Source organism: Agarivorans sp. MS3-6, from assembly GCF_054112545.1.
In genome coordinates this window covers 2,321,145-2,333,765 of sequence record NZ_CM134202.1, presented here as the reverse complement: position 1 = coordinate 2,333,765, position 12,621 = coordinate 2,321,145, and the positions used below count along the sequence as shown (strand labels likewise).

The window sequence follows — 12,621 nt, the reverse complement described above, 5'->3', positions numbered from 1 at the left end:
ACTCAGGGGCAGACACTGTAATGATTTTAGGCCATACAGCAACAACTATCGTTTTTTAGGGGCAATTTATTGGAAGATTAAGCTGGATGAGTGCTGTGGCCGTCAGGTTAAGTGAAATTAACATTTAACTAGGAGTATCTGATAATACGTCTTTTTTAAAGGCATGGTTCACAAACGCTACTATTGCTAGTAGCGCTTTATTGATTGATAGCAAAACCATCCAAATTGATAATTATTATAAATACCAATTAGTTAGTTTCTATAAAGACTAGAATTTCATGCTTACACCAAGTTTAATTTGGCTATCATCTTTAAGCGGTGTGCCATTGTAATTGGTACTATCAAAGTTCTTCTGTGTGTATTGTATATAAGGCTGGTAACTTCCTAGATTAGTAAGAAAAACCTTAGTTTCTAGCTCATTCAGCTTTAAATTATTAGCTTTGCGTTCAGCATTTGCGTCTTTATTAACATAGTTAAAAGAAATGCCTACAATGTCACCAGCCCAACCCGCGGTTAAATCACTACGGTTGGTTTTCACATCTCCAAGCTCAGATTGGTTCAAACTGTTGTTATTTTGAGTACCTTCATAACGATAGCGTGCTGCTAGAAAAACCCCATTATCGAAGTTGTAGCCACCTTTTAATGCAAGCTTACCCGTGTTGGCATCATTAGCTACATTACGGGTATATTCAATACGAGGTTGTACGTATGCGTTACCATATGTATAGGTGTAATCGGCAGCAAAAGTCGCTTCATGCAAACCGGATTCATGCTGGTTTTCACCATAGGGACGTCCACCTAAACGGCTTTTTGCTTCAACATCAAAACCAAACTGGCCATAATCAGTAGCGAACTCATAACCACCTTTCAAAATGCCTAGATGTGGACCAGTACGATTGCTTTCAACTGCCACTTCGCCACGAATTGCATCAGCTAAAGCAAATTGACTCATTAAAGCTAAAGAAACAGCTGGAACTACAAATTTTTTTTTCATTTTGGAACCTTTCAGTATATTTTTACTAAAACATCCATGCATCACAGAGTGTCATTTCACTCTTCATTATTTCCGTTGCGCAAATAATGAAGTGGTCGTTAAAAGTTAACAAATCAGTGTCTGTTAGCTTTTCTTAACAGAGAGCAAGAAACGCTATGAACTTACAAGCTATCGAAGCATTTGTACTTAGCCATCAATTAGGCAGTATTTCTGCTGCCGCAAAACACATGCAGAAAAACCGAGCTCAGCTAAGCCAGTGGATTACCAATTTAGAAATTGATTGGAATGTTGAATTATTTACAAGAGATGGCCATAAACCGGTATTAAGCGAACAAGGTCTAAAAATGTTGCCGCTATGCGAGCAACTTTTGGCGTCTAAAAGTCACTTAAAAAAGCAAGTTGAGCAAATTGCTAATCAAACTTGTTTTCGGATAAACCTGGGAGTCAGTGCATTTTTACAAGACGAGCTAATAGCGAAAATAATTAGCAAATTTAATCACCGCTATCCTGATGTTAATTTGCAGATCTATCAACGACGCGATGAACAACTACTCAACTGGCAACAACAGCCTCAGTTAGATTTAGCGATGTGTTTCTATCGAGATGCCTACCCTAGTCATTACACTGTAGAAGACCTAGGTAAAATGCCAGTGATTGCCGTTTGTGCAACAAACCACCCGCTTGCTCAACAACAAAAAGTGACCATCAACCAAGTGATGAAACATACTTGGATTACCTTATTGACCACCGCAAATACAAAAGTATGGGATCTAGAGAACATTCAAAAAAGAATAGAAGTGGAACACCATTCACTCGCGATTGACTTATGTTTACAAGGTGTAGGCATATTTGTAGGTCAGCAAATTCAGTTAGATTCTCACATCCAATCTGGAGAATTGAAAATCATTGACCATCATGAAGCCATAGCTAATGAATCATTAGGCCTTATTTATCCAAAACTTCCCATGCCCAATTCTACCGTTCAAGCACTCATTGATATTTGTAAAACCGAGGTAGTACTTAGCTAAATACAATGACTTAATAGACGCTTCCGTCTTCATGCTGAGCTCTACACACATCAATGTTAGTAACTATTGTTCACAACTAACAATGAGGATCATCACTGTTATTACTCGATTTACAGTAAATTGTTGATAGTTTCACGTGAAACTATCAACAACTAGATCACAGCTAATACGCAACTAGTTAATCAGCTTAAGATCACGTTACAATGTAAAAGCACTCAAATTGACACGGGATCTTAAATGGAAATAGAAATAATAGTGGGATCTACTTTAGGTTCTGCAGAATACGTAGCTGATGAGTTAGAAGCCGCATTAAATGAACAACATCAGGTAAAAGTACACCTAAATGCAGAGTTTGAAGAGCTAAATCAACAAGCATTATGGCTAGTATGCAGTTCTACTCACGGTGCTGGTGATGTCCCCGATAACTTACAGCCATTTTTTCAGTACTTACTCGATCAACAACCCGATCTTTCGCAGCTATCTTATGTAGTAGTAGCAATAGGCAGTAGTAGTTACGATACATTTTGTGGTGGCGGTAAAGATCTCGACCAACAACTTCATAAATTGGGTGCTAAACGCTTAAAAGAACGCTTAGAAATCGACGTTGATCTCGAACCTGTACCAGAAGAACCAGCAATAAAGTGGTTAGATAGCTGGAAAAACGAGCTGATTTAGAAATTAATCTTGTGGATAACCATAGTGATCCACTGTTAATTCAGCATAGTTATTCCTATGTATAAGTTATTCTTTATTTTACTTGTGGATAAGTAGCGATTTAGATCCCAGCTTGTCCCCCGTTTAGATCGTGCTCTGTTAACAAGATCTGATCTTATCTAAGTCTATGATCCAAAGAATAAAAAATGACTTATCTACAGATCAGGCCTTTACTAATAGTAGATCTAATAAAAGATCTTTAAAAAAAGATCTTATATATATATTTAAGAGATCTACCCTAGATCTAATTCTGATCTAAGCATTCCCTTCTTGCTTCGTAACCAGTAAAATGTCGCACCCTTTTGGGATTAAGCTGGTTTGAGGTAATAACAATGTTTTATAAACAACAATACGATGTCATCGTTATCGGTGGTGGTCATGCGGGCACCGAAGCCGCTGCTGCAGCTGCCCGTATGGGACAAAATACCTTATTGCTTACTCACAATATTGAGACCTTAGGTCAAATGTCTTGTAATCCAGCGATTGGTGGTATTGGCAAGGGGCATTTAGTTAAAGAAATTGACGCCCTTGGTGGCTTAATGGCCCAAGCAACCGATTTAGCTGGGATCCAATTTAGAACGCTTAATTCATCAAAAGGACCCGCTGTTCGAGCTACTCGTGCACAAGCTGATCGAGTACTTTACCGAGCAGCAATCAGAGAACGTTTAGAAAACCAGCCTAATCTCACGATCTTTCAGCAAGCCTGTGATGACCTGATTGTTGAAAATGATCAGGTAGTTGGTGTTGTTACCCAAATGGGAATGGAATTACGTGCACGCAGTGTTGTATTAACCGTAGGTACTTTTCTTGGCGGAATAATCCACATTGGTTTAAATAACCATGCTGGTGGTCGCGCAGGTGATCCACCGTCAATTGCTTTAGCCCAACGTTTACGTGAGTTACCATTACGTGTAGACCGTTTAAAAACGGGTACCCCCCCTCGTATTGACGCGCGCAGTATTGATTTTAACCTAATGCAGCCTCAACCAGGCGATAACCCTACCCCGGTATTTTCGTTCATTGGCAAACAAAGCGATCACCCTCAGCAGATCCCTTGTTACATCACTCATACCAATGAATCGACCCATGACATTATTCGCAACGGTTTAGATCGTAGCCCTATGTTTACTGGCGTTATTGAAGGTATAGGGCCACGTTACTGCCCGTCTATTGAAGATAAAGTTACGCGTTTTGCTGACAAAAACTCGCATCAAATCTTTATCGAACCTGAAGGCTTAACGACCCATGAGGTTTATCCAAATGGTATCTCAACCAGTTTGCCATTTGATGTTCAAGTTGCTTTAGTTCATTCAATGAAAGGTTTAGAGAATGCCCATATTACTCGGCCTGGTTATGCCATTGAATATGACTTTTTTGACCCTAGAGATTTAAAACAAAGCCTAGAGAATAAATATTTGAAAGGTTTGTTCTTTGCAGGGCAAATTAACGGTACTACTGGCTATGAAGAAGCCGGCGCACAGGGCCTAATTGCAGGTGCCAATGCGGCATTGTATGCTCAAGGTAAAGAATCTTGGGCTCCTCGCCGCGATCAAGCTTACATGGGGGTAATGATTGATGACTTGGCTACCTTAGGTACCAAAGAACCCTACCGCATGTTTACTAGTCGTGCTGAATATCGTTTATTGTTACGTGAAGATAACGCCGATGTGCGCTTAACCGAGCAAGGCCGAGAGCTTGGTTTGGTGAACGATCACCGTTGGAAGTTATTCAGTGATAAACAAGAATCAGTAGAGTTAGAGCGTCAGCGCCTCAAAGATACTTGGGTGCATACTAATTCTAGTCAATTGGATCAACTTAATCCCTTGCTTAAAAACCCAATTACTCGCGAGCATTCTTTAGAAGAATTGATCCGTCGTCCCGAGTTAACTTATGAAAAATTAATGGTGATTGATGGCTTTGGACCCGGCTTAGATCAGCAAGATGCTGCTGAGCAAGTTGAAATACAAATTAAGTATGACGGCTACATTAAGCGCCAATTAGAAGAAATCAAGAAAACCCAAAAACACGAAAATACCTTATTGCCTATCGATTTAGATTTCTCAAAGATTAGTGGGCTATCGAACGAAGTTGTTGCTAAATTAACCAGTGCACGACCAGAAACTATTGGTAAAGCTGCTCGTATCTCTGGTATCACTCCTGCAGCGGTATCGTTGTTATTGGTTTATTTGAAAAAACACGACTTAGCACGTAAGTCGGCTTAGGATGATCGGGTGTTAAAATCTCGCTTACAGGGCTTATTAGCCCAAACGTCTTTGCAGCTCACTGAGCTACAAATATCTCAACTGGTCATGTTGGTAGAACAACTCGACAAGTGGAATAAAGCTTACAATCTTACTTCAGTAAGAGATCCTATGGAGATGATGGTAAAACATATCCTCGATAGTTTAGTGGTAAGCCCTCACTTACAGGGTGAACGCTTTATTGATGTAGGTACAGGCCCAGGGTTACCAGGCTTACCATTGGCTATTATCAACCCAGATAAACAATTTGTATTGTTAGACAGTTTAGGCAAGCGAATCACCTTTATTCGTCAGGTATGTCATCACTTAAAGCTTAAAAATGTTACCGCGGTGCAAAGTAGAGTAGAAAACTACCAACAAAACCTCGAATTTGATGGTGTAATAAGCAGAGCGTTCGCTTCTTTACAAGATATGCTTAGCTGGTGTTCTCACTTGCCAGCAAATAATGGTAAATTCTATGCTTTAAAAGGCCTAGTGCCAGAACAAGAGCTAGAAAACCTACCTGAAGGCTTAAAATTGCACAGTATCGAGAGTTTAACCGTTCCCGAACTTGAAGGTCAGCGTCATCTAGTTATTATTGATAAAAATAACCCTTAGGCGAAAATATTGTGGGTAGAGTAATTGCGGTAGCCAACCAGAAAGGTGGCGTTGGTAAAACAACAACCAGTGTAAATTTAGCGGCGTCTATGGCGGCGACTAAAAGAAAAGTGTTGTTAATTGACCTAGACCCACAAGGTAATGCCACCATGGGTAGTGGTGTAGATAAATACAGTGTGCCCAAAACAGCCTATGAATTGTTGATTGATGAAGAGCCTATTGAGCAGGTTGTAACCAAAGACACCAGCGGATTTTTTGATTTAATTGCGGCTAACTCAGATGTAACGGCTGCTGAAATAAAGTTAATGGAGTTTTTTGCTCGAGAAGTTCGCTTACGTACCGCTTTAGCGCCGGTGCGAGATTATTACGATTACATTTTTATCGACTGCCCCCCTTCATTAAATATGCTGACTGTAAATGCAATGGCTGCCGCCGATAGCGTGTTAGTACCTATGCAATGTGAGTATTATGCCTTAGAAGGGTTAACCGCCTTGGTTGATACCATCAGCAAGCTAGCGTCAGTGGTTAACCCTGATCTGCAAGTTGAAGGAATTTTGCGTACTATGTTTGATCCGCGTAATCGTTTATCTTCAGACGTTAGCGATCAGTTAAAGCAGCATTTTGGCAAAAAAGTATATCGTACGGTGATCCCGAGAAACGTACGTTTGGCCGAAGCCCCTAGCTTTGGTAAGCCAGCGATGTATTATGATAAAACATCAAACGGTTCTAAGGCTTATCTTGCCTTGGCCGGCGAGATAATTCGTCGCCATGAAGAAGAAACGCAAGCTGTGGTCGTGGATTAATGAATACGGATAAAGATATGACAGCGAGAAAACGCGGTTTAGGTAAAGGCTTAGATTTATTATTGAGTACGAGTAATAATGCTCGTCAACGCCAAGTCGAAGAAGATACTAAAGCTGATCATAACCAACAAACAGTAGACGATAATCGGGGTGAATTGCGTAAATTACCGATTGAATGGTTACGCCCCGGTAAGTACCAACCCCGAAAAGATATGTCTGCCGAAGCCTTAGAGGAGTTGGCTCACTCCATTGAGGCGCAAGGGGTTATACAACCTATTGTGGTGCGCGAAGTGGGTGAAAACCAGTTTGAAATTATTGCCGGTGAGCGTCGTTGGCGTGCTTCTCAACAAATCCACTTACATGAAATTCCTTGTCTTGTAAAAAACGTTAGCGACGAGAATGCGGTTGCCATCGCCTTAATTGAAAATATTCAGCGCGAAGACCTTAATGCGATGGAAGAAGCTGTCGCGCTTGATCGTTTAATGAGTGAATTTGAACTCACTCATCAGCAAGTGGCTGAAGCAGTAGGTAAATCTCGTACCACTGTGACTAATTTGCTGCGCTTAAACGGCCTTGATGAAGATGTAAAAATATTGCTTGAACACGGTGATATAGAAATGGGCCATGCCCGTGCCTTGTTAGCATTAAGCGGTGAAACCCAAGCTGAAACCGCCCGTAATGTAGCAGCCAAGGGCTTAACGGTTCGCGATACTGAGAAATTAGTAAAAGCCGTTCTCAACCCCAAAGCGCCAAAACAAGCGGCTGAAGTTGACCCTGATATTAGTCGTTTAGAACAACGCATTAGCGAGCGCTTAGGCGCCGGTGTTAAAATTCAACAAAATAAAAAAGGGCAGGGAAAGTTAGTCATTGATTATACAAATCTCGATGAATTAGATGCTATTTTGGCGCTCTTCATCGATTCTGATGAAACTCTATAGTTTTTGTAAACTATTTATAATCATATTTCTTTGATCTTGATTACCTACATTTCACTTTAAAATGACCAAAAACATTGGTTTGTAACATAAAAATTAACAATAACCGCTATTTGTTTATATAAGCTGTTACAAATTGGTGACTTGGGCACCGCAACTGATTGCAAAACCGCACTTTCAACGTATAATCATTAGGCTTTTTCGCAAGCCTTTTTACCTATAACTAGGTAAAAGGTTAAATGTAAAAACTAGTAGAGGTCGAGAATGTCTGGGTCTTTAACAACAGAAGTACGTATCAAAGCGTTGTATTTTGTTATTTTTCAGACAGGGTTTGTCGCACTATTAACACTTAAGAGTGGTTTCTTTTTTGATAAAGAGGTGGCTGTATCGGTGTTAATCGGGGGTTTGATCTTTTTGCTACCTAATGCGTTGTTCACGTTGATGGCATTTATGTTTGTCGGCGCTAGACATCAAAAATACGTAGTATTAAGTTTTTATCTCGGAGAGGTCGTAAAACTATCTCTTACAGCCATTTTGTTCATACTGGTATTTGCCTTGCTTGATATAGAGCCTCTGGCACTATTGCTTGGTTTTATACTCAGTACATTGACGCAATGGACTGCCTCTATTTTTCTTAGTAACAAAAATAGGATGATAAATGGCTGCTGAAGGTAACGTTTCAGGCTATATCCAGCACCACCTGACAAACGCGCAAATGTGTGTGGCCGACGATGGCGGTTTTGCATTTAATCACGCTTGTCATGATGCAGGGTTCTGGACTTGGCACATTGATTCACTCCTGTTTTCAGTTGGCTTGGGAGCTTTGTTCTTATTTTTATTTTATAGAGCAGGGCAAAAGGCAACAACTGGCGTACCTGGCAAATTTCAATGTTTTGTTGAAATGATGGTTGAGTTTGTTGATGGGGCGGTACGTGATGCCTTCCATCGCACTGACCGTGTTATTGCGCCTATTGGTTTAACCATCTTCGTGTGGATCTTCCTCATGAACTTGATGGATTTAATCCCTGTTGACTTTATACCCCACGTCGCCGGACTTATGGGCGCTGAGTACTTTAAAATTGTACCGACTACTGATTTGAATATCACCTTTGGCATGGCCATTGCGGTGTTTGGACTTATCATTTTCTACAGTATTAAAGTGAAAGGTGTTAAAGGGTTTACTAAAGAGCTTACGCTTCAACCTTTTAACCATTGGGCTTTTATTCCTTTTAACTTCTTATTGGAATCGGTCACTTTATTGGCCAAGCCATTTTCGCTCGCTTTGCGTTTGTTCGGTAACCTGTATGCAGGTGAATTGATCTTTATTCTTATTGCTGCACTTGTTCCTTTATGGGCTCAATGGACCTTATCTGTTCCATGGGCAATTTTCCATATTCTGGTCATTGTGCTTCAGGCGTTTATTTTCATGATGCTAACGATAGTTTATCTAGCTTTAGCCCATGAAGATCACTAATTAAGTTTAATAAAAACTGTTTTAACCTAATAAATACTATTTGGAGAATTTCATGGAAACTGTTGTTGGTTTTACTATTATCGCTGTTGCAATCATGCTGAGCATGGCCGCTCTTGGTACTGCTATCGGTTTTGCACTGTTAGGTGGTAAATTGTTAGAAGCATCAGCCCGCCAACCAGAGCTAGCCCCTGCACTACAAACTAAAATGTTTATTATTGCTGGTCTACTAGATGCGATCTCAATGATTGCTGTGGGTATCGCGTTATTCTTCGTATTCGCTAACCCGTTTGTTGCCTTGTTAGGTTAATCCTTCGATACCTAACAAATAGGGAGGTGTCGTTGTGAATATCAATGCAACCATGTTTGGACAAGCGATATCGTTCGCGATTTTTTGTTGGTTCTGCGTTAAATACGTATGGCCACCATTAATCGACGCGATTGAAGCTCGTCAAAAGAAAATTGCGGATGGTTTAGCTGACGCTGAACGTGCCGGTAAAGATCTTCAATTAGCTCAAGCTAAAGCTTCAGAGCAAATGAAAGATGCTAAATCGGAAGCTGCTGTGATTGTTGAGCAAGCTAATAAGCGCAAAATTCAAATCATCGACGAAGCAAAAGAGTTGGCTAATCTAGAGCGTGAGAAAATTCTTGCTCAAGGTAATGCTGAAGTTGAAGCAGAACGTAATCGTGCTCGTGAAGAGTTACGTGCACAAGTCGCTGCTTTAGCCATCGCTGGCGCTGAGAAAATTCTTGAGCGTTCAATCGACAAAGAAGCCAACAAGCATATTGTTGATAAGCTAGTCGCTGAGCTGAAATAAGGGATAAAAGGTAGAGCTTATGGCTGATTTAACCACCATTGCTCGTCCCTACGCTAAAGCTGCGTTTGATTTTGCCGTTGAGCATAAAGCCTTAGATGAGTGGACTGAAATGTTAGCATTTGTTGCCGAAGTGGCTGCGAACGAACATATTTCTGTGCAACTGAAAAAGGAATCGGCGAGTACATTGGTAGATTTATTTACCAAAGTATGTGCTGAACAGCTTAACGAGCATGGCCTTAACCTCATAAAGTTAATGGCTGAGAATGCACGTTTAGATGCGTTGCCTGCTGTGTTAGCAATGTTTCTGGAGTATAAGGCCGAATTGGCTAAAGAAATAACAGCTGATGTTGTTTCTGCTACAGAATTAGATGCGGCGCAGCAAGCGCAAATTAGTGCTTCCTTGGAACAGCGTTTATCACGCAAAGTGAAGCTTAACTGTAGTGTTGATGCCTCACTAATGGCTGGTGTGATTATTCACGCTGGTGATTTGGTGATTGATGGCTCTGTTAAAGGGCAATTGGCAAAACTATCCGACGCACTGCAAGCGTAATTGGGGAATAGAGTATGCAACTGAATTCCACTGAAATAAGCGAACTGATCAAGCAAAGAATTGAACAGTTTGAAGTTGTCAGTGAAGCTCGTAACGAAGGTACTATCGTTTCTGTAAGTGATGGTATTATTCGAATTAATGGTCTTGCTGATGTAATGCAAGGCGAGATGATTGAGCTTCCTGGTAGTCGTTATGCTATCGCATTAAACCTAGAGCGTGATTCTGTAGGTGCGGTAGTAATGGGCCCTTACACCGATTTGGCTGAGGGCGACAAAGTTAAAAGTTCTGGTCGTATTTTGGAAGTTCCTGTAGGTCGTGGCCTACTTGGACGTGTACTAAATACACTAGGCGAACCTATTGACGGTAAAGGCGCGGTTGACAACGATGGCTTCTCGCCAATCGAAGTGATTGCACCCGGCGTAATGGAACGTAAATCGGTAGACAAACCTGTGCAAACAGGGATTAAAGCGATTGACTCTATGATTCCAATCGGCCGTGGTCAACGTGAGTTGATTATTGGTGACCGTCAGATCGGTAAAACAGCTATCGCTGTTGATACTATCATTAACCAAAAAAGTTCTGGCATTAAGTGTGTGTATGTTGCTATTGGCCAAAAAGCTTCAACTATTTCGAACGTAGTTCGTAAGTTAGAAGAATATGGCGCAATGGAATACACCACGATTGTTGCAGCATCTGCTTCAGATTCAGCCGCACTACAATACCTAGCGCCTTATGCGGGTTGTACGATGGGTGAATACTACCGTGACCGCGGTGAAGATGCGTTAATCATCTATGATGATTTATCTAAGCAAGCTGTAGCTTACCGTCAAATTTCGTTGTTGCTACGTCGACCACCTGGTCGTGAAGCTTACCCTGGTGATGTTTTCTACCTTCACTCTCGTCTACTAGAGCGCGCGTCTCAAGTTAACGAAAAGTACGTAGAAGAGTTCACTAAAGGTGAAGTTAAAGGCCAATCAGGTTCATTAACGGCATTGCCGATTATTGAAACTCAAGCCGGTGACGTATCAGCGTTCGTACCTACCAACGTAATTTCGATTACCGATGGTCAAATCTTCCTAACAGGCCAGTTGTTTAACTCTGGTACTCGTCCGGCGGTTGACCCAGGTATTTCGGTATCGCGTGTTGGTGGTGCTGCGCAAACTAAGATTATTAAGAAACTGTCTGGTGGTATTCGTACCGCACTGGCGCAATACCGTGAATTAGCGGCCTTTGCTCAGTTTGCCTCTGACTTAGACGATGTAACCCGTAAGCAGTTAGACCACGGCCAAAAAGTAACCGAGTTAATGAAGCAGAAGCAATTCAGCCCATTATCAGTTGCTGAACAGGCCTTGGGTTTATACGCAGCGGAAAAAGGTTTCTTAGCGGACGTAGAAATTAACAAAATTGTTGATTTTGAAACCGCGTTGCTAGCTTACGCTAACAACGAGTATGCCGATCTATTGGCGTCTATAAACGAGAAAGGCGATTACAACGACGAGATTGATGCTTCGATTAAAGGCTTAATTGAAAGCTTTAAATCAACGCAATCTTGGTAATCAAACCTGACTAATAGGAGCGAATAGATATGGCCGGCGCTAAAGAAATTAAAGGTAAAATGGGTAGTGTTAAAAACACTCAAAAAATTACCAAAGCGATGGAGATGGTTGCAGCGAGTAAAATGCGTCGTTCTCAGGACAGCATGGAAAGCAGCCGCCCCTACGCAGTAGCTATGCGCAAAGTAATTGGTCATATCGCGCTTGGTAAACTCGAATATAAGCATCCGTATGCTATAGAAAGAGAAACCAAGCGTGTTGGTTATATCGTGGTATCTACTGACCGCGGGTTATGTGGCGGCTTGAACATTAATTTGTTCAAAAAAGTTGTTACAGACATGCAGCAGTGGAAAGAAAAAGGTGTAGACGCCGACTTAGCCGTTATTGGCGGAAAAGCGACAGCCTTTTTTAATAGCCACGGTGGTAATGTGGTAGCTCAAAATTCGGGTTTGGGTGATGACCCAACCGTTGAAGAGCTTATCGGTACCGTAAAAGTGATGCTTGAAGCCTACGATGAAGGCAAATTGGATCGCATTTATGTGGTGTATAACCATTTTGTTAACACCATGGTACAAGAACCAACAATGGACCAGTTATTGCCGCTGCCTAAAGCAGATGACCCAGAAATTGCGTCTCGCAGTTGGGATTATTTATACGAACCAAGTGCCGAAGAAATACTCGACGGTTTACTGGTTCGTTATATCGAATCTCAAGTTTATCAAGGTGTGGTAGAAAACCTAGCTTGTGAACAAGCTGCACGAATGGTTGCAATGAAAGCGGCAACCGACAATGCGGGTAATTTGATTGACGAACTTCAGTTGATATACAACAAAGAGCGTCAAGCAGCAATTACTCAAGAATTGAGCGAAATTTCTGCGGGAGCTGCAGCCGTTTAAG

General features: G+C 41.3%; 14 protein-coding genes. 13 read left to right on the top strand and 1 reads right to left on the bottom strand.

Features of this window, described 5'->3' with window-relative positions; genetic code table 11:
- Positions 1-268 precede the first annotated feature (268 nt).
- Positions 269-994 carry an oligogalacturonate-specific porin KdgM family protein gene (locus tag ACVFI8_RS10720; RefSeq protein ID WP_457873791.1) on the bottom strand — a complete coding sequence of 242 codons (726 nt, stop codon included), beginning with the start codon at positions 992-994 and terminating at the stop codon, positions 269-271.
- A gap of 155 nt (positions 995-1,149) precedes the next feature.
- Between ACVFI8_RS10720 and ACVFI8_RS10715 the strand changes: the two genes are divergently transcribed.
- The 13 genes from ACVFI8_RS10715 to atpG all read left to right on the top strand — a co-directional run bounded on the left by ACVFI8_RS10715 (position 1,150) and on the right by atpG (position 12,620).
- Positions 1,150-2,022 carry a LysR family transcriptional regulator gene (locus tag ACVFI8_RS10715; RefSeq protein ID WP_457873790.1) on the top strand — a complete coding sequence of 291 codons (873 nt, stop codon included), beginning with the start codon at positions 1,150-1,152 and terminating at the stop codon, positions 2,020-2,022.
- Between the two features lie 237 nt (positions 2,023-2,259).
- Positions 2,260-2,697: an FMN-binding protein MioC gene (mioC, locus tag ACVFI8_RS10710; RefSeq protein WP_248713579.1), complete on the top strand. Its 438-nt coding sequence runs from the start codon at positions 2,260-2,262 to the stop codon at positions 2,695-2,697.
- Positions 2,698-3,068: 371 nt separating this feature from the next.
- A complete protein-coding gene (gene mnmG, locus ACVFI8_RS10705) occupies positions 3,069-4,958 on the top strand; it encodes a tRNA uridine-5-carboxymethylaminomethyl(34) synthesis enzyme MnmG (RefSeq protein ID WP_248713578.1) in 1,890 nt (629 codons plus the stop codon).
- 9 nt (positions 4,959-4,967) lie between these two features.
- Positions 4,968-5,594, top strand: a complete 627-nt coding sequence (gene rsmG, locus ACVFI8_RS10700) for a 16S rRNA (guanine(527)-N(7))-methyltransferase RsmG (protein WP_248713577.1) — start codon at positions 4,968-4,970, stop codon at positions 5,592-5,594.
- A gap of 11 nt (positions 5,595-5,605) precedes the next feature.
- Entirely contained in the window at positions 5,606-6,397 is a 792-nt protein-coding gene (locus ACVFI8_RS10695; RefSeq protein WP_248713576.1) for a ParA family protein, read from the top strand.
- A gap of 17 nt (positions 6,398-6,414) precedes the next feature.
- Positions 6,415-7,335: a ParB/RepB/Spo0J family partition protein gene (locus ACVFI8_RS10690; protein WP_248713575.1), complete on the top strand. Its 921-nt coding sequence runs from the start codon at positions 6,415-6,417 to the stop codon at positions 7,333-7,335.
- A 261-nt stretch (positions 7,336-7,596) separates the two neighbouring features.
- On the top strand, positions 7,597-8,001 hold the full coding sequence (locus ACVFI8_RS10685) for an ATP synthase subunit I (RefSeq protein WP_248713574.1): 405 nt from the start codon (positions 7,597-7,599) through the stop codon (positions 7,999-8,001).
- A complete protein-coding gene (gene atpB / locus ACVFI8_RS10680; RefSeq protein WP_457873789.1) occupies positions 7,991-8,806 on the top strand; it encodes a F0F1 ATP synthase subunit A in 816 nt (271 codons plus the stop codon). The genes ACVFI8_RS10685 and atpB overlap by 11 nt, the downstream gene beginning before the upstream one ends.
- 52 nt (positions 8,807-8,858) lie before the next feature.
- Positions 8,859-9,113 (top strand): F0F1 ATP synthase subunit C, encoded by a 255-nt coding sequence (gene atpE / locus ACVFI8_RS10675; RefSeq protein ID WP_137673530.1) that lies wholly within the window; start codon positions 8,859-8,861, stop codon positions 9,111-9,113.
- A gap of 34 nt (positions 9,114-9,147) precedes the next feature.
- Positions 9,148-9,621 carry a F0F1 ATP synthase subunit B gene (atpF, locus tag ACVFI8_RS10670; RefSeq protein WP_137673529.1) on the top strand — a complete coding sequence of 158 codons (474 nt, stop codon included), beginning with the start codon at positions 9,148-9,150 and terminating at the stop codon, positions 9,619-9,621.
- Positions 9,622-9,640: 19 nt separating this feature from the next.
- Complete coding sequence (gene atpH, locus ACVFI8_RS10665; RefSeq protein ID WP_248713572.1) at positions 9,641-10,171, top strand: F0F1 ATP synthase subunit delta; 531 nt, start codon at positions 9,641-9,643, stop codon at positions 10,169-10,171.
- 14 nt (positions 10,172-10,185) lie between these two features.
- Positions 10,186-11,727, top strand: coding sequence for a F0F1 ATP synthase subunit alpha (atpA, locus tag ACVFI8_RS10660; protein ID WP_248713571.1), 1,542 nt, complete (start codon positions 10,186-10,188; stop codon positions 11,725-11,727).
- A 29-nt stretch (positions 11,728-11,756) separates the two neighbouring features.
- Positions 11,757-12,620: a F0F1 ATP synthase subunit gamma gene (atpG, locus tag ACVFI8_RS10655; RefSeq protein WP_248713570.1), complete on the top strand. Its 864-nt coding sequence runs from the start codon at positions 11,757-11,759 to the stop codon at positions 12,618-12,620.
- Position 12,621: the final 1 nt, after the last annotated feature.